Source organism: Vibrio sp. 10N.222.54.E6 (assembly GCF_041473955.1).
GTDB classification, from domain to species: Bacteria; Pseudomonadota; Gammaproteobacteria; order Enterobacterales; family Vibrionaceae; genus Vibrio; species Vibrio tasmaniensis_A.
In genome coordinates this window covers 92,399-110,120 of sequence record NZ_JBFRTD010000023.1, presented here as the reverse complement: position 1 = coordinate 110,120, position 17,722 = coordinate 92,399, and the positions used below count along the sequence as shown (strand labels likewise).

Genomic DNA, 17,722 nt, shown 5'->3' with positions numbered 1-17,722 from the left:
GCAATCAAGCGGAGGAATCGAAACAAAAAGGTCTTCCATGAGTTGGCTTGAAAAGATTTTAGAAAAAAGCAACATCGTAACATCTCGTAAAGCGTCAATCCCTGAGGGTGTTTGGACTAAATGTACTTCTTGTGAGCAGGTTCTTTACCATGCTGAACTAGAGCGTAACCTAGAAGTATGTCCAAAATGTGACCATCACATGCGTATGAAAGCACGTCGCCGTCTGGATACATTCCTAGACAAAGGTGAGCGTGTTGAACTAGGTACTGATCTTGAGCCACAAGACAAGCTGAAGTTTAAAGACTCTAAGCGTTACAAAGAACGTATCTCTGTTGCTCAAAAGAACAGTGGTGAAACAGACGCATTAGTTGCAATGAAAGGCGAACTGCTTGGTTTACCTATCGTTGCGTGTGCTTTTGAGTTCTCATTTATGGGCGGCTCAATGGGTTCTGTTGTTGGTGCTCGTTTTGTGAAAGCGGTAGATGCAGCTATTGAGAACAACTGTGGTTTAGTTTGTTTCTCGGCAAGTGGTGGTGCTCGTATGCAAGAGGCATTGATGTCTCTCATGCAAATGGCAAAAACCAGTGCTGCTCTAGAGCGTCTATCTGCGAAAGGCCTACCGTTTGTTTCAGTAATGACTGATCCAACAATGGGTGGCGTTTCTGCAAGTTTAGCAATGCTTGGCGATATCAATATCGGTGAACCAAAAGCGCTTATCGGTTTTGCTGGACGTCGTGTAATCGAGCAAACTGTACGTGAAGACCTTCCTGAAGGTTTCCAACGCAGTGAGTTCCTACTAGACCACGGTGCTATCGACATGATCGTTGACCGTCGTGAGATGCGTCAGCGCGTTGCAAGCCTTGTTGCTAAAATGACCAATCAGCCTTCACCATTAGTAGTTTCTGTGAACGATTCACCGAATGAAGCTGCTTATGAAGTACCAGAAGCGCCAGAAAAAGGGTAAAGTACCTTCTAACAAACCTACTTAATTATGGTTATGAGTTAGATGAGTCAACAACCTATTCCTCAAGCCACATCCTCTTTGGAGATGTGGCTTGATTATTTATCAAACATCCACACAAGCGCTATTGATCTTGGTTTAGACCGAGTTCAAGCTGTCGCCTCTAAGGCAAACCTCACCAAACCTGCTCAACATGTTATTACTGTTGCTGGAACCAACGGCAAGGGCTCAACATGTGCACTCATGGAAGCTATTCTATTGGATGCTGGTTACTCTGTTGGTGTCTACAGCTCCCCTCACTTAATTCGCTACAACGAACGTGTTCGTATCAATGGCAAAGATCTGTCTGATCAAAAAATGGTTCAGTCTTTCGATTTCATTGAGAAAGAACGTGGTGAAATCAGCCTTAGCTTTTTTGAATATGGCACTTTAGCAGCGTTACGTGCTTTTCAAACCGAAGCGGTTGACGTTGTATTGTTAGAAGTGGGTCTAGGCGGACGTTTAGACGCGACCAATATCGTTGAGCATGACGTTTCTGTGATTACTAGCTTGGCTGTCGACCATGTTGACTGGCTAGGTGATGACATTAATGTGATCGGTTTTGAGAAAGCGGGCATTTATCGTAGCGGTAAACCAGCTATCTGTGGTCAACCCAAACCACCAGCTACGGTTGCGGCACACGCTGATGATATTAACGCTGAGTTCTACCAAGTAGGGATTCAATACACCTATGATGTAGATGGTGATACTTGGAACTGGCGCAGTGGTGCATTCCAGTTAGAATCGCTACCTATCCCGAGCTTACCGCTGCCGAACGCAGCCACCGCGCTGATGGCATTAGGTACTTCAGAACTAAGCATTAGTGATGTGAACGTTGTTAACGGTATGAAGAATGCGCAGCTTCCTGGGCGTATGCAGCAAATTAGCGAACAACCGGTGATTGTGCTTGATGTAGCACACAACCCGCATTCTGCTGAGTACTTTGCGCAGCAAGTCGCGAAGAAGTACGCAGGCAAAAATTTACACGTTGTAGTCGCCATGCTTCATGACAAAGATATCCCCGCGACATTGGAAGTATTAGCTCCAATAACAACACATTGGTACCCAGCTTCGCTGAACGGCCCACGAGCCGCAACAGCCGCTGAATTGTGTCAAAGCTTACCTGAAGGTGTAGAGCAGTATTCAAACCCTGTTGTAGCGTTTGAAGCGGCTTTAGCTTCTGTTATAGATGACGATGTTGTGTTGGTTGTCGGTTCTTTCCATACCGTGGGTGAAGTGTTGGAGCATTGGCAGAAAAAAGGAAACTAAATGGCAAGTAAATTCCAAAGCCGATTAGTCGGCACCATCATTTTAGTGGCCATTGGCGTGATTGTATTGCCCGATGTGCTGGATGGTAAGAAGCTCCACTATAAAGAAGAGTTTGCAAGCATTCCGATTAAGCCTGAGCTTGATAGTAATGTTGAAGTGTTTGAAGTGCTCGATCCTGTTGAAGATCAGATTGCACTGCCGGACTCTCCGGTTGAGCAAGTGGTTGACAGTGGTCGTACTGATAAGTCAAATACGCAAACTGCGTCGGCTTCCAGTAACAAAGAAGCGGATAAAGTGGCGGTGGTGGTTAAGCCGGTATCTGAAAAAAATGAATACCAAGACAGTGCTTGGATTATTCAATTGATGGCTTTGAAGAATGCTGACAACGCAAAAAACGTTGTTAAGGATTTACAGAAGCGTGGTTATCAGGCTCATACCAAGCAAGAAAAAACATTTACGCGAGTAATTATTGGCCCGGATGTTTCTAAATCCAAACTTGAGCGACAAATTAAGGAATTAGAAAAAATTACGGGTTCAAAAGGCCAATTGCTCAAATTTAAACCGTTAAATCCATAAGAAAACGTTTGCGTCAGCATTTTTTCTGTTAAAATGCGCGCCAACTTAAGATGAAGAATTCATGAATTGGTTAGATTTTGTCATTTTAGGCGTGATCGGCTTCTCTGCCGTGATCAGTTTAGTTCGCGGTTTCGCTAAAGAAGCGTTGTCACTTGTTATTTGGTTTGGAGCATTTTTTATTGCTAGCCAGTACTACGCTAAATTAGCAATGTACTTCACCAATATTGAAGATGAGATGTTTCGAAACGGAACTGCGATAGCAGCATTGTTTGTTGCAACGTTAGTTGTTGGTGCCTTAGTTAACTATGTCATCGGGCAACTAGTTCAGAAAACAGGCCTGTCGGGTACAGACAGAATCCTCGGTGTCGTCTTTGGTGGCTTACGTGGTGTTTTGATTGTTTCTGCAGTGTTGTTTTTCATGGATGCGTTTACTGCATTCCCAAGTTCTGAGTGGTGGAAGAATTCGCAATTGGTTCCGGAGTTTAGCCGAATCATTGCGCCGTTCTTCGAGCATTTACAAGCAACATCTAGTTTCTTATCTGGCGCGCTCTAGCGCCAGTTAATGTCGAAAATCGAGGATTAGGACATGTGTGGTATTGTTGGAATCGTGGGTTCAACACCTGTAAACCAGTCTATTTATGACGCTTTAACGGTATTGCAGCATCGTGGCCAAGATGCCGCAGGTATTTGTACCATAGAAAGCAATCGTTTTCGTCTGCGTAAGGCGAACGGTTTAGTTAAAGATGTTTTTGAAGCAAAACACATGCAGCGCCTCCAAGGTAACGTGGGTATTGGTCATGTTCGTTATCCTACAGCGGGAAGTTCGAGTGCTTCTGAAGCTCAACCTTTCTACGTAAACTCTCCATTTGGCATCACGCTGGCGCACAACGGTAACCTAACGAATGCAAGCGAAGTTCGTGAGAAGTTGTTCGAAAAAGACCGCCGTCATGTCAACACAACCTCTGACTCTGAAGTTCTACTAAACGTATTGGCTCATGAGATCGATACCGTAAAAGGTAACGTGACTTCAGACGACGTTTTCCGCGCAGTTGCAAACGTGCACCGCACTATTCGTGGTGCTTACGCAGTGACAGCGATGATCATCGGACACGGCATGATCGCATTCCGTGACCCACATGGTATTCGTCCACTGTGTCTTGGTAAGCGTGAAATTAACGGTAAAACAGAGTACATGGTTGCGTCTGAGTCAGTAGCGTTAGACGCTGTTGGTTTTGATTTTATGCGCGATGTTGCTCCTGGTGAAGCTATCTATGCAACATTCGATGGTAAGCTTTTCACTAAACAATGCGCAGACAACCCACAACTAAACCCATGTATTTTCGAGTTTGTTTATTTTGCTCGTCCTGATTCATTCATCGATAAAATTTCGGTTTACAGCGCACGGGTTGAGATGGGTGAGATGTTAGGTAAGCGTATTAAAGAAGAGTACGCAGACCTAGACATTGACGTGGTTATTCCAATTCCTGAAACATCAAATGATATTGCTCTACGAATTGCTCAAGCGATTGATAAGCCATATCGTCAAGGTTTCGTGAAAAACCGTTACGTTGGCCGCACGTTTATCATGCCTGGTCAGCAACAACGTAAGAAGTCGGTTCGCCGTAAACTCAACGCGATTCGTTCTGAGTTTAAAGGTAAGAACGTTCTACTGGTTGATGACTCGATTGTTCGTGGTACAACATCAGAGCAGATCATTGAGATGGCTCGTGATTCTGGTGCAAACAAAGTCTTCATGGTTTCTGCCGCTCCGGAGGTTCGCTTCCCGAACGTTTACGGCATTGATATGCCGAGCGCGACTGAGTTAATTGCTCATGGTCGTGATAACGAAACGATTTGTAAGCAGATTGGTGCAGATGCTTTGATTTTCCAAACGTTACCAGACTTAATCTCTGCAGTTGGTATGGGTAATCAAGACATCTCTCGTTTTGATACATCCGTATTCAACGGTGAGTATGTAACGGGCGATATCGACCAAGCGTACCTAGATTTCCTAGACTCTTTACGTAATGACGATTCAAAGGTTGAGCGTGAAATCCAACAAGATCTCGCGAACCTAGAGCTACATAACGAAGGCGCTTAGCGTACTCATAAAAATGAGTAATAAAAAACCAGAGCATCGACTCTGGTTTTTTTGTTTGCTGGGAAGGGGATTGAATCTTAGTGAATGTGGTATGCGATCACAAAATCGATAAACAATCTAACCTTCTCTGGCAGGTGGTCTTTGTGGTTGTAAAGCATGTAAATATCACGAGGGTTAGCGCTCCAGTCCTCTAAGACTTGCACTAAGCTGCCATCTTCAATGTATTCGCGGATCATAACGTCGGGCATTAGGGTGATACCAAGGCCTTCTGAACATGCTTGTCTCACGACATTGAGCGCATTCGCGTTGAAACGGCCTTTCTCGCTATTCACCACAGTCTCTTCATTTGAATTACTCAGCTGCCACTTAATCAGCGGATAGCCTTTAAGTAGCGAATGATTCGCGAGCTCTTCTGCATGACTTGGTGCCGGGTTCTTCGCTAGGTAGTCAGGACTTGCGATAAGAATATCTTTTACTTCACTGATTTTTCGAGCGATTAGGCTTGAATCACGTTGTGGACCTACTCTGAAAATCACGTCCCACTCGGTTGGATCAAGCTGATCGGCTTGGTTGTTCATCATCAGCTCAATATTAATATCAGGATATTGAGTCATGAATTCACTGAACATCGGCATCATCATGCGCTTGGTCAGGTTTGAGGGTGCCGTAATGCGAATCTTACCGGAAGCTCCTTTACAAACGTCAGTCAGTTCTTCTGCAGTAGAAGATAGACGTTGCAGTAACGGAGAGCATTCGTTGAAGAAACGTTCGCCTGCCTCTGTTAAAGAGAGTTTACGCGCGTGTCTATTGAGAAGTCTTAGGTTTAGTGAATCTTCTAAGGCTTGGATGCGTCGTGTAATGGTCGCAACCGGAATCATAGTCTTGCGTGATGTTGCGGTGTAGCTCCCATTTTCAACGACAAGTCGAAAGAGGTTTAAATCATCTAATTTCATAAATCCAGACACATTTGTTTACAATCTCATCTAATTTATACGTAATAGTGAGATCAATGTTTGCGTTACGTCAATTCGTTGCACTATTTACCAGTATTCCAACCCTTGTCACGAATTTCCAGTAAAGAGTACGTATTTGTGTATTTAGCAATTTGTTACTAAGTTTTATATTAGTTCTTGGAACAGATAACAATAATAATTCGACTTAGTTTTGTGAGGTTAGAGATTATGTACAAAACTCACAGTCAGCCAGTTATGACCTCGGCTCAGGAAGCTCTCAATCAAAAATGCGTTATGTTGGTTGATGATGATCCTATTTTTCGCCGGATAACCAGCGCGTATTTAGACAAGATTGGTTATAAAGTGGTTGAGGCTGAAAATGGGCTGGACGCTCTGCAAAAGCTTAGAGACTCAGCGCCAGATTTAATTGTGTGTGACTTATCAATGCCAATTCTGGATGGCATTGAGCTTGTAGAAGAGCTCAGTTTAGAGTATCCGTCACTGCCTATGATCGTTGTGTCTGGCACCGATGATATGTCTGATGTGGCGAAAGCATTACGATTTGGTATCAAAGACTTTTTAGTCAAACCTCTGGAGGATCACGGTCATTTAGGCAGTGCGATTGCGAATACATTAACAGATTCGTTCGATAACATTTCAGACCAACGAGATTTTTCAAGCCAATGGTTTTGCGTTGATGACGGCGGAGAGATCCCTGAAGACCAAGAGCTGCATTGGCACCTAAATCACTTGCAAGATAACCCTAGTGCGGCAAGAGACTTATTGCACGCGCTGCTTCCTGACAAAGACACACGACAAGGCTCATGGCGTTGCAGTTACCGCCTACTACAATCAACAGAGATGATGCCACTTGTGTTCGACTATGCGTGGATGATGAACGGGCAGTTTGCTTTCTACCTTGTCGATTCGTCATCTTCTGATAACGGCGGCTCAGCGGCCACATTGTTGGTGAGAGCGTTATTCCACGATTACATCAGAAATAGAAAAGATTTTAACGTTGATCTCAAAGATATCGCGGAGATTTTGGAGAAGGGGATTCGTTGCTCTAAATGTTCAACCCCGGTGAATGCTTTGTTTGGTGTTGCTGACCTTGCTGTGGGAACTATCTCTATTTTACCTGCGGGTTTAGATGGACAATGGTCAAATGGCGAATTGAATCAACATATTGCGGCGGGCGAGCGCTTGGGTGAGAACTGTAAGAAGAACTTCATTACACGGGATCTTCCGATTGAACAGGGCTGCCAGCTATCATTGAGCCTACTTGGATCGGCCAGTTTTAGTTTAGACATACACCAAGGGTCTACCGATTAACCCTATATTTCCTCGGTTTTTGTGAATAATTGATTAAGGTATAGTTGCGCAAATGGTGTGGCTATGCCTTTTTTGTTAAATGTCGATTTAGCAAAGCGGGTTTGGTTCGCCAGATACTTACCTTTACTAACAAAAACAAGAAGCAATCATGGCAGATAACAAAGACTTTCAAGACCCGTTTAATGTATTCTACTTTTTAGGATTTTTAGCCGCATTTTTAGCGATTCCATTATTACCAGCAACACTTACGTTGATCCGTGTATTCAATGGTTACGCAACATTCTAGTTAAGTTATCGTCGCCGATTGGTGATAGCTAACTCAAGGAGGCCACAATTAGCGTTCGAGTTTTAAGCCTCAATATTGCTGGTGGCCTTTGCATCTTTCTCGCAGTTTTAGGGATAGCTTTACCCGTACTGCCAACCACGCCTTTCCTCCTTCTTGCCAGTGCATGTTTCATGCGAAGCAACCCCAAAGTTCACAAATGGATGCATGAGCATAAAACGCTGGGTCCCTTGTTGAACAATTGGTATCAACACGGTGCTGTTACCAAGCAAGTAAAAACGCGTGGCGTGTTCTTTATCTTGTTAAGTTTTGCGTTATCGATCTACTTTGCCCCGATCATTTGGGTCAAGGCTTTCCTAATTTGTGTACTTGTTATTCTTCTCACATGGTTTATGCGACTTCCAACCCATGAGTTGGTTGCTGACAGCAAAGAAAATCACTACCATTAAGCCAGTGTGCCTGCTTGTATAGCGGGCGTTTATTATTTCAGCAATTTGAGTTATGACTCTCGTTGCAATGAAGTCCAATCGTACCTTTCCTTAATTCCGAGCGTTGATGTTTGATTCGTTAACGAGAGTTTGGAAAGCGGCCTAATGAAGTGCATAAGATTATGAACACAGAAAAAATCTCTCTGATCAAAGCAAGCATCAAAAGCATTCCTGATTACCCTAAAGCGGGTATTTTGTTCCGTGACGTAACAAGCTTGATGGAAGATCCTGCCGCGTACAAAGCGACAATAGACCTGTTAGTGGACACATACAAGGGCATGGGCTTTACTAAGATCGTTGGTACTGAAGCTCGTGGTTTCCTATTTGGTGCGCCTCTTGCTCTTGAGTTAGGTGTCGGCTTTATCCCTGTTCGTAAGCCGGGCAAGTTGCCTCGTCAAACTGTGGCACAATCTTATGAGCTTGAGTACGGCACTGATACGCTAGAAATTCATACCGATGCTATCGTTGAAGGCGATAAAGTGCTGATGGTTGATGACTTGTTAGCAACAGGCGGTACGATTGAAGCGACAACGAAGCTTATTCGTCAGCTTGGTGGTGTGGTAGAACACGCTGCATTTGTTATTAACCTTCCAGAAATCGGTGGTGATAAGCGCTTACAAGGCTTAGGTCTAGAAGTGTTTAGCATCTGCGAATTCGACGGTCACTAATCCTTTTCGGAATTATTCATGAGCTATCTTGCGTTAGCGCGAAAATGGCGACCAACCAAATTCAAAGAAGTGGTTGGTCAAGCCCATGTTTTAACAGCATTAGAGAATGCCCTTAGCCAAAATAGGTTGCATCACGCTTACCTATTCAGCGGTACACGAGGTGTCGGTAAAACGACCATCGGCCGTTTGTTTGCGAAGGGACTCAACTGTGAAACAGGCATTACTTCAACCCCTTGTGGTGAGTGTGCAACCTGTAAAGAGATCGATGAAGGTCGTTTTGTTGACCTGCTCGAGATCGATGCTGCCTCACGTACTAAGGTAGAAGATACCCGCGAGCTTCTGGACAATGTTCAGTACAAGCCTGCACGTGGTCGCTTCAAGGTTTACCTAATCGATGAAGTACACATGCTGTCTAGGCACAGTTTTAACGCGCTTCTAAAGACCTTAGAAGAGCCGCCTGAGTATGTGAAGTTCTTGCTCGCAACGACCGATCCACAAAAGCTTCCGGTTACGATTCTTTCACGTTGTTTGCAGTTCCATCTTAAGCCGATCAGTGTCGATAATATCCACGAGCAGCTCGATCATATTCTTGAACAAGAAAATGTGACATCTGAACCTCGTGCGCTTGGGATGATTGCTCATGCTGCTGATGGCAGTATGCGTGATGCGCTAAGCCTGAGTGACCAAGCTATCGCATTGGGTAACGGTAATGTCGTAACAGACACTGTTGCTCATATGCTTGGAACGCTGGATACAGACCAAGCGATTCACCTACTTGAAGCGATTAGCAGTAAACAGCCTCAGCAGGCGATGGCTTGTATTCAAGCTCTTGCTGAAAATGGTGTTGAGTGGGATGGATTGCTGAGTCAACTTGCGACTCAATTACACCGTTTGGCGATGTATCAAGCTCTGCCGTCTACTTTAGACAAGGCCCAGCCTGATGCTGAAAGGCTGGAACTGCTGAGCAAAACGTTAAGCCCTCAAGACATCCAACTCTACTACCAGATAGTGTTAAAAGGTCGTCAAGACTTGCCATTATCGCCAACCGCTCGTGTTGGTATTGAGATGGTGGTTCTGCGTATGTTGGCATTTAGGCCTGCTGAGCAAACTGTTGCTACGGCAATCTCGACTCAGTCGACAAGCCCAGCGCCAGCTCCTGCAGCTCAGAATCCGGTTCAGAACCAGGTTCAGAGTGTTGCTCAGCCAATGAGTCAGCCGGTGCCAGAGCCGAGACAGCCAGTTCAGTCTCCAGCGGTTTCACAGCCTCAAGTGCAACAACAGGCGCTTCAGCAGCAAGCTATACCGCAACAGTCGGCACAACAGCAACCGCAGCAGAATCAGAGCCAATATTCAGATTCGCAAGGTTACGTTGATCACTCAGGCAACCAAGGTTATCCAGAACAGGATTATCCACACAGCCAGTATGATGTACCACCTGCTTATGATGAGCGTCCAAGTTACGGTGCAGATCAGCCTCAGCTGCAACAAACGAATTATCAGGGCCAAAGTCCGGTTCAACAGCCAAGCGCTGCGCCTTCTTCTCCTCCTGTTTCGCAAGAGCAACCCGCGCGTGCAACTTCACCGGTGAGTGGTTTACGCCACCAATTGCGTTCTCAACGTAGAGGTGGTGCAGCAACAGAAAACAAAGGTTCGGCGCCAAAAAAGGCTAAAGCGACACCAGCTAAAACTTCAGTTCTTGACCGAGTTGCTCAGCAACACGGTGGTTCTGAGCGGGTGTCGCCAGCTTCTTTAACCGCCTCTTCGACAGAAAATGTGACCAACGATAATGAACCTTATCGCTGGAAACCGTCTAAACCTGTAGTGAAAGAGGTGAGCAAAGAGCTTACACCTACTCAGATCAAGCGTGCGTTAGAGCATATTAAGACACCAGAAATGGTCGATAAATTGCTTCAAGAGTCGATTGCTCAAGATGAATGGTCCGCCACGATTCAAAAGCTAGAGACAGCCAAGCTTGTTGAACAGTTAGCATTGAACTCAGTGTTTGCTAAAAACGACACATCAATCACTTTAACGTTAAGAGCGAGCCAAGCTCACTTGAATACGGATCGCGCACAGAGCGAACTATTACAGTCGCTCAATACCGTGTTAGGAGAAGAGTGTCATTTGAGTGTTGAAATCGGCGAAGGTGGAGAAACGCCACTAGAACTACGAGAAAGATTGTATCAAGGTAAGTTGAAAGACGCGTTTACCGCTTTGGAAAACGATGCCAACGTACAGTTTATTGAAAGACGTTTTGCTGCAGAACTCGACAGAGACAGCGTTCGTCCTATTTAGAACTTTTTCACGTTTAGTGACCGGCGTATCATCCCAGATAAGCAAATCTGAGAACTGAACACCGAGGGGTTGAATCACACTGTTTTAACCCCCATTTAGGCACGTATAGCTTAATTAATTTTAATAAACCAATTAGACCAGAGAGTATTAACATGTTTGGTAAAGGCGGTATGGGCAACATGATGAAGCAAGCCCAGCAAATGCAAGAGCGCATGCAAAAGCTTCAAGAAGAAATCGCAAATATGGAAGTTACAGGTGAGTCAGGTGCTGGCCTTGTAAAAGTAACGATCACTGGTAGCCACAGCGTTCGCCGTGTTGATATCGATGAAAGCCTAATGGAAGACGATAAAGAGATGCTTGAAGATCTTATCGCTGCTGCTTTCAACGATGCCGCTCGTCGCGTTGAAGAAACTCAAAAAGAGAAAATGGCTGGCGTAACTGGCGGAATGCAACTTCCACCAGGTATGAAGATGCCTTTCTAAGTAACTCATTCTTAAAGGTTAATTCTCGTAGTGGTTTGTGTTGAACTGGCCATTACTTGAAAATCAGAACGGTTATATATGCGTACCAGTCATATGCTGGAGCATTTGATGGAGGCCTTACGTTGTCTACCTGGGGTTGGCCCCAAGTCGGCGCAGCGTATGGCCTTTCATTTGTTACAGCGCGATAGAAAAGGCGGCCTGCAGTTGGCTGAAGCTCTTAGCCAAGCAATGACAGAAATTGGTCATTGTAATGAGTGCCGTACTTTTACCGAAGAAGAGACCTGCCACATTTGTACCAATCCTAAACGTCAGGATAACGGTCAAATTTGTGTAGTAGAGAGCCCTGCAGACATCGCAGCCATTGAAGCAACGGGTCAATATTCCGGTCGTTACTTTGTGCTTATGGGGCATCTTTCACCACTTGATGGTATTGGTCCAAGTGACATCGGTCTCGATGTCTTGGATTACCGCTTACGTCGTGGTGATATCACTGAAGTTATTTTAGCGACTAACCCGACAGTAGAAGGGGAGGCGACAGCACATTACATTGCTGAGCTATGTAATGCCCATGAAGTGAACGCTAGCCGTATCGCCCATGGTGTTCCTGTTGGTGGTGAGCTCGAGCTAGTGGATGGCACCACGCTTTCACACTCGTTACTCGGTCGTCATAAAATCTAAAAAGCCGCTTGGTGAACCATCACCAAGCGGCTTTTTCTTTTATGGTTCTCAAAGGTTTCTATTCCAAAACACTTCTCTGAGCTTAATCTGAACCTCTCACCGCTTTGTATATCATTGCGCCAATCACGGCACCAATAATCGGTGCAATCCAGAATAGCCATAACTGAGAAACAGCCCAATCACCAACAAATACAGCCACGCCGGTACTTCGAGCGGGGTTAACAGAGGTGTTCGTTACAGGGATACTGATAAGGTGGATTAAGGTTAAACAGAGACCAATTGCGATAGGAGCAAATCCAGCAGGTGCTTTCGAATCTGTCGCGCCCATGATCACGAATAGGAACACCATGGTCATGACCACTTCACAAACGAGTGCAGCGGTAAGTGAGTAACCGCCCGGTGAGTGTTCACCATAACCATTGGAAGCAAAGCCAGAGGCAGCTGCATCAAAGCCAGCTTGGCCTGAAGCAATCACAAATAACACGCCACCTGCGATAATACCGCCAATCACTTGGGCAATAATATAAGGTGCGACATCTTTGGCATCAAAGCGACCACCGCTCCACAGTCCAATAGTAACAGCAGGGTTGAGATGACAGCCGGATATATGGCCAATAGCAAAAGCCATGGTGAGAACGGTTAAACCAAAAGCGAGGGAAACTCCGAGTAGACCAATTCCCACATCAGGGAAAGCCGCGGCTAAGACGGCACTACCACAACCGCCTAACACCAACCAAAACGTACCAAACATTTCTGCAATATACCTATTCATAACGATCCTTATTAATCTGTACCAGTATCAACAAGATAGTTTAGATTTAGCAAGTTTGTGAAATCTTGGGCATATAAGCGACAGAAAGGGAGTGTTTTGGGTAGCAAATAGCCGACAGAGATTGCAGTGATTTTTAAACGAAATGCCATAACTGTTTAACGACAAGCTCCAGAAACTGACTAAAGTGCGATCTATTGTGTTGTTCAATAAATAAAACTGGTTGAAGATATTATTAATTCTTATTGGAGCCTGCGATTCATGAAAAAGTTAGCGATTTTAGTAGTAACGACATTATTACTCACTGCATGCGGAGGTGGTGACAGCGGTGGCGGTAGCGCTGCCACTAGTGGTGGTTCTAGCGCTCAGAAACTGAATACGGACATAGGCGTAAGTGATGCCGATATTCAAACATTGAAAGGCTACAAATTCCTATCCGTTGATGGTAAAGGATTTGAGTCTCCAAGCAATTTTAAAGCGAAGTAGTAGGAGTCAAGTTTTGAAGAAATTATCTATAGGTATTATCCTTGCCACTCTTGGTACTTCTGTTTATGCGTCGCCAAATCTAGAAGGTTATTTTCAAGCTCGTGAATTGGTAAATTATGCGGCAGGAAGTTTACAAAAAGCAAAAGTAGACTTTATAGCTCTAGATTATGCTGTAGCTAAATTACCTGCAGCTTCACAAGCTCAACTGGTTCCTTTTAATACTGTATTGGGGGAATTCTCGACAAACAGTTCCGTAAGCAGTAGTGACGCGACTGCTTTGCTCAGCCGAGTTAACTCTAAAGCCTTATCTGGTCAATATGTTTGCCGCATCAATAGCAATGGTACTGTTCTGGCATATAGTGCGGAAAACGGAGAACAGTGTGCAGCGGACAAGTATGAAAAGGCTGCATTAGCACTAGCGAAGAAAGGCGATGAACTGCGATTCTTCCGTTCATACAGTCAAGGTTATTTTCAAACCTTAACTTATAAGGTTGATGCAAGCTCTAGTGATGAAACAGTTCGTTTAGGCTACTTTAATAAACATGGTGGAAAATGGATTGGTGAAGCGGTTAAGGTAGTAAAAGGTAAGGCGCAAATCAATAGTACGGATGTTGATACTTACGATGTCATCGCTTACCGAGATTACAATATCTCATCATCGAAAGGTGTTTCTCCGAACACATCAATTAGCTTTACTGAACAACCGTTTTTTATCACAGATGAAGTCACAGATCTCGACTCTACCGGTAAATCTGTCCATATAACGAAGACTAAATTTTCAAGTCTTCACCAGTTTGATGGCCCTTACCGTGGAAGGCATATTGATTCGAAAGGTTGGTTTAATTGGTTTAACCAAGATTACGTGGGTCAATACGAAATTGGAGGTAAAAAAGTTTACGCCGTTTCGGACACACAAAATTTAGTCGTCAAAAAAGACTTTAGTGGTGCGGTAGATAGCTGGACTCGCATTGATGTCGACAAAGCTGATCAAGGTAGTGGTGCAGGTGACTGGACTATGTACATGTTTAACAATACAAACAATTTGATAGGTGAAAGCCCAACTTATTGTCAAATCAAAGCGATAGCAGAAGGTAAGCCTGTAGTTCAACTTTTATCATCAACAGGCGTTATGACGCACCCACCAATTACAAACTGTGACCAAGTTGATCCTGGCCATACAAAGAAAGTGATTGCATCATTTAAAGACGGGAATAACAAAACAGTTTCTGTTACTTCTCCTAAGCTAAAAGCAAGCGCTCAACATATTATGGCGCTTGGGCCTATTGTTGATCAAGGACAGAAGGCTAAATTCACAGTGCAAGATGCTAGAGATTTATTGTCATCGACTCGCTATAAAGCGGCTTTAGCAGAAATGACACCGCAATTTTTGTCTTCAAAGCCACATGATATTTTAAAGTAGATTCTGTCTTTGATGAATTGGAAGCACCTTTTATAAGGTGCTTTTTTTGTACATATTAAATAACTTCACTTGGCTAATTTCATTTTTAGGATAGAATCGCCCACCTTCTTTCCTTTGATTCTATTTAAGGTCCAATTATGGAATGCCGTCTTCATTGTGGTGCTTGCTGTACAGCGCCTAGTATTACATCTTCATTCCCCCTTCATCCTCATGGAAAGAAGTCTGGTGAGCGTTGTAAGCAGCTTACTGTTGATAACCTATGTAAACTATTTGGTAAAAAAGAGAGGCCTCAGGTCTGTTTTGACTTTAAAGCTGAAAGCTGGGTATGTGGGGCTACGACAAGCGAAGCTATTCAAATACTCACGGATTTAGAAAGTTCTACCGCATAGCGAAAGAGCGTTAGCTGATTTTATTCTTGAACTTATATTCGGCTAGCGGTATAACACGCACCCCAGTAAAAGAGTAAGAAGTAATCCTATGACGATTCCATTTTGGCAAGAAAAGACACTAGAGCAAATGACCGAGAACGAGTGGGAATCACTGTGTGACGGTTGTGGTAAGTGTTGCCTACATAAACTAATGGATGAAGATAGCGATGAAGTTTACTACACTAATGTGGCGTGTAGCTGGTTAAACGACAAAACATGTTCGTGTAAAGATTACCCGAACCGATTCACTTCAGGTGAAGAGTGTTTGAAGTTGACTCGTGACAAAATCGATGAGTTTCACTGGCTACCAGATACTTGTGCTTACCGTCTTCTATCTGAATCTAAGCCGATTCCTGAGTGGCACCCATTGATTACAGGTTCTAAATCAGAGATGCATGCTGCAGGTGAAAGTGTTCGTAACAAAGTGGTATACGAAATCGATGTTGTCGATTGGGAAGACCACATTCTGAATCACCCCAATAGGGGCTAGGCTCTATAAGGCTTTTCAATAGGTTAAGTGTCTACGCTTAACCTATATACCTCTAAAAACCTCTATACCATGAATCTCTGTAGTCACTATGTGGACATTTATTTACAAGGCCTAACCCTTTCTCAAAGCTGTATTTGCATTTGGGTTTTTAAACGTTGAGCTGTAGTCAGCAAGTGCTTTGTCATGGCGTTGAGGGCGGTGTTGATACATCGTCACTATGCTATAGAAATGGGTGTTGGTTGCGCGATCTTGCTGGCGCTCTAAAACGATGAGGCAGTGAGGCGTTAGATTGACATAAAGGTTGTGCCGTTTTTTTTTGCCTTTGAAAAATTTACCGCCCTGTAGACTAAGTTTTTCCCAAACCAACTCGCTTGCCGAACGCTTGATTTTAGTTAACCAATCCGCGTGACCATGATAAATGTGTTTTTCGCCAAAATCTTGATCGCCTACACGTAAGCGAATAGGCATATCTACTTTTTGCCCCGGCAGTGTATGTGCTGGAATTATAGCCCAATCGATTTCACCATCTACTTCGATGTAATCATTTTTATGTGTACCTTGAGGGGTGAAAATGGGAGCTGGCATGTTATAGTTATAGTGTTGAATTTGAAGGTAGAATATTAACCTCAAACAGGTTACATGTCTAAGTAAACAACGCTTTGTGGTCGTTATTGAAGTACATTGACTTGACATAATGTCCAGAATCGGTAATATTTACATTGTCTGGTGAAGAAGATGAGGTGGGATTTGAGCACGTTGAGTCAAGGCTCCCCACGTGTGCGGTTGTGTTACCAACATCTGAAAAGATTCACAACGAGAACCGGGTGAATAAAAGGTAATTCTTTTGTTCTACTTGATTAGGTGTCATAGACATTTAATAAGTCATACGGGGTTCACACTAGACAATGCATTTTGAAAAGGCTACCTTCGGGTAGCTTTTTTTGTTTCTAGTATTAGTTTTTTGTACCTAGATTAGCCAAAGGGTTTTTCATTAGCACATCTTCTAGATGATCGGGCGCTAAATGCGCGTAGCGCATAGTCTGTTTTATATCACTGTGGCCTAAGATTCTTTGCAGCACAATAATGTTACCGCCGTTCATCATGTAATAAGACGCAAAAGTGTGACGAAGTACATGAGCCGCTTGTTGGGTAAGTCTTGGTACATGCTTCACGATGAAGCGGTAAACCGTTGAGTAACTAATGCTGAATAGTGGGCCCGAACCTTCCTTATAAATCACATCATAGAGTTCTGGGCTAATGGGAACTGAACGGTTCTTTTTACCTTTGGTCTGTGTGAATGTAACTTTGTATTTAGTCAGCTGTGCCCCAGTTAAAGTTGCTGATTCTCTAAATCGCCCACCAGTAGCCAAACATAGCTTAATTACTTTGTGTAAATCGTCATGGTGCGGATGAGCTTCTGCTGCTTCGATTAGATACTGCATCTCTTCAACAGTAAGAAACTCCATTTCAGCTTCATGCAGCTTGAATTGACGAACGGCATTAAGCGGATTGTCGCCTTTCCATTCGTCCATTCTTTGAAGTTCTACAATCATCGCATTCAAGAGATCTTGTTCATTGTTGCAAGTGCGAAACGTCACTTTGAGTTTCTTGCCGTTTAGGTCGGCGATTTCGCCAGCTAATCTCGCAGTGCGGTATTCAGCGAACATCTTGGCCGTGAAATTATGGTAAAGCGGGTCGCCCATACCAAGCGCCATCACTTTGAGTTTATTGTAGGTGTATTTAGAGTGAGTGAGTGACTGGCCGTGGCGTGCTTGCCATAGTTCAAGCATATCAATAAGACTGCGACGTTGAGGTTTTTCACCAAGCCAAGGCTTATTGTCTACTTCCTGTAGCGTGTACTTTTCAAATGCAAGCGCTTCACCCTTGGTGGCGAAGCGCTTACGAACACGTTTGCCATTACGGCCTTGCGGGTAGAGGTCGCAAAGCCATGGTTTTTTGTTGCCGTCTTTTAAATTACGGACCGTCATTATATTTGTATGGCAA

The 17,722-nt window shown here is 44.0% G+C and carries 20 protein-coding genes; 16 read left to right on the top strand and 4 right to left on the bottom strand.

Translation table 11 applies throughout. From position 1 onward, the window contains the following. The first annotated feature begins 37 nt into the window (after window positions 1–37). The 5 genes from accD to purF all read left to right on the top strand — a co-directional run bounded on the left by accD (window position 38) and on the right by purF (window position 4,946). Entirely contained in the window at window positions 38–964 is a 927-nt protein-coding gene (gene accD / locus AB4513_RS14160) for an acetyl-CoA carboxylase, carboxyltransferase subunit beta (RefSeq protein ID WP_009848681.1), read from the top strand. A gap of 42 nt (window positions 965–1,006) precedes the next feature. Continuing rightward, the gene (folC, locus tag AB4513_RS14155; RefSeq protein WP_009848680.1) at window positions 1,007–2,269 is read left to right on the top strand and encodes a bifunctional tetrahydrofolate synthase/dihydrofolate synthase; all 1,263 of its coding nucleotides are present in this window, start codon (window positions 1,007–1,009) and stop codon (window positions 2,267–2,269) included. Continuing rightward, a complete protein-coding gene (locus AB4513_RS14150) occupies window positions 2,270–2,845 on the top strand; it encodes an SPOR domain-containing protein (RefSeq protein WP_009848679.1) in 576 nt (191 codons plus the stop codon). Between the two features lie 61 nt (window positions 2,846–2,906). Then, a complete protein-coding gene (locus tag AB4513_RS14145; protein ID WP_009848678.1) occupies window positions 2,907–3,398 on the top strand; it encodes a CvpA family protein in 492 nt (163 codons plus the stop codon). Between the two features lie 33 nt (window positions 3,399–3,431). Then, window positions 3,432–4,946, top strand: a complete 1,515-nt coding sequence (purF, locus tag AB4513_RS14140; RefSeq protein ID WP_009848677.1) for an amidophosphoribosyltransferase — start codon at window positions 3,432–3,434, stop codon at window positions 4,944–4,946. A 77-nt stretch (window positions 4,947–5,023) separates the two neighbouring features. Here the strand turns inward: purF and AB4513_RS14135 are convergent, their stop codons facing one another. Continuing rightward, a complete protein-coding gene (locus AB4513_RS14135; protein WP_004734167.1) occupies window positions 5,024–5,899 on the bottom strand; it encodes a LysR family transcriptional regulator in 876 nt (291 codons plus the stop codon). Window positions 5,900–6,127: 228 nt separating this feature from the next. On the opposite strand from AB4513_RS14135, the gene AB4513_RS14130 reads away from it, so the two are divergent. The 7 genes from AB4513_RS14130 to recR all read left to right on the top strand — a co-directional run bounded on the left by AB4513_RS14130 (window position 6,128) and on the right by recR (window position 12,125). Continuing rightward, the gene (locus AB4513_RS14130) at window positions 6,128–7,231 is read left to right on the top strand and encodes a response regulator (protein WP_009848676.1); all 1,104 of its coding nucleotides are present in this window, start codon (window positions 6,128–6,130) and stop codon (window positions 7,229–7,231) included. A gap of 148 nt (window positions 7,232–7,379) precedes the next feature. After that, window positions 7,380–7,517 (top strand): hypothetical protein, encoded by a 138-nt coding sequence (locus tag AB4513_RS14125; protein WP_004734169.1) that lies wholly within the window; start codon window positions 7,380–7,382, stop codon window positions 7,515–7,517. A 74-nt stretch (window positions 7,518–7,591) separates the two neighbouring features. After that, on the top strand, window positions 7,592–7,963 hold the full coding sequence (locus AB4513_RS14120; protein ID WP_029223120.1) for a YbaN family protein: 372 nt from the start codon (window positions 7,592–7,594) through the stop codon (window positions 7,961–7,963). Between the two features lie 161 nt (window positions 7,964–8,124). Beyond that, on the top strand, window positions 8,125–8,670 hold the full coding sequence (gene apt, locus AB4513_RS14115) for an adenine phosphoribosyltransferase (protein WP_004734171.1): 546 nt from the start codon (window positions 8,125–8,127) through the stop codon (window positions 8,668–8,670). 18 nt (window positions 8,671–8,688) lie between these two features. After that, on the top strand, window positions 8,689–10,965 hold the full coding sequence (dnaX, locus tag AB4513_RS14110) for a DNA polymerase III subunit gamma/tau (RefSeq protein ID WP_009848673.1): 2,277 nt from the start codon (window positions 8,689–8,691) through the stop codon (window positions 10,963–10,965). 152 nt (window positions 10,966–11,117) lie between these two features. Continuing rightward, window positions 11,118–11,447, top strand: coding sequence for a YbaB/EbfC family nucleoid-associated protein (locus tag AB4513_RS14105; protein ID WP_009848672.1), 330 nt, complete (start codon window positions 11,118–11,120; stop codon window positions 11,445–11,447). A gap of 78 nt (window positions 11,448–11,525) precedes the next feature. After that, entirely contained in the window at window positions 11,526–12,125 is a 600-nt protein-coding gene (recR, locus tag AB4513_RS14100) for a recombination mediator RecR (RefSeq protein WP_004734155.1), read from the top strand. 82 nt (window positions 12,126–12,207) lie between these two features. Here recR and aqpZ read toward each other — a convergent pair whose 3' ends face one another. Then, window positions 12,208–12,897: an aquaporin Z gene (aqpZ, locus tag AB4513_RS14095; RefSeq protein ID WP_017099207.1), complete on the bottom strand. Its 690-nt coding sequence runs from the start codon at window positions 12,895–12,897 to the stop codon at window positions 12,208–12,210. 258 nt (window positions 12,898–13,155) lie between these two features. Between aqpZ and AB4513_RS14090 the strand changes: the two genes are divergently transcribed. The 4 genes from AB4513_RS14090 to AB4513_RS14075 all read left to right on the top strand — a co-directional run bounded on the left by AB4513_RS14090 (window position 13,156) and on the right by AB4513_RS14075 (window position 15,718). Continuing rightward, the gene (locus tag AB4513_RS14090; RefSeq protein ID WP_009848670.1) at window positions 13,156–13,380 is read left to right on the top strand and encodes a hypothetical protein; all 225 of its coding nucleotides are present in this window, start codon (window positions 13,156–13,158) and stop codon (window positions 13,378–13,380) included. Between the two features lie 13 nt (window positions 13,381–13,393). Further along, window positions 13,394–14,800 (top strand): hypothetical protein, encoded by a 1,407-nt coding sequence (locus tag AB4513_RS14085; RefSeq protein WP_009848669.1) that lies wholly within the window; start codon window positions 13,394–13,396, stop codon window positions 14,798–14,800. Between the two features lie 137 nt (window positions 14,801–14,937). Continuing rightward, a complete protein-coding gene (locus AB4513_RS14080; RefSeq protein WP_009848668.1) occupies window positions 14,938–15,189 on the top strand; it encodes a hypothetical protein in 252 nt (83 codons plus the stop codon). 88 nt (window positions 15,190–15,277) lie between these two features. Next, window positions 15,278–15,718, top strand: coding sequence for a YcgN family cysteine cluster protein (locus AB4513_RS14075; protein ID WP_102257947.1), 441 nt, complete (start codon window positions 15,278–15,280; stop codon window positions 15,716–15,718). 111 nt (window positions 15,719–15,829) lie between these two features. Here AB4513_RS14075 and AB4513_RS14070 read toward each other — a convergent pair whose 3' ends face one another. After that, window positions 15,830–16,303, bottom strand: coding sequence for a hypothetical protein (locus AB4513_RS14070; RefSeq protein ID WP_133151969.1), 474 nt, complete (start codon window positions 16,301–16,303; stop codon window positions 15,830–15,832). A gap of 368 nt (window positions 16,304–16,671) precedes the next feature. Continuing rightward, the gene (locus AB4513_RS14065) at window positions 16,672–17,706 is read right to left on the bottom strand and encodes a tyrosine-type recombinase/integrase (RefSeq protein WP_102257945.1); all 1,035 of its coding nucleotides are present in this window, start codon (window positions 17,704–17,706) and stop codon (window positions 16,672–16,674) included. Window positions 17,707–17,722: the final 16 nt, after the last annotated feature.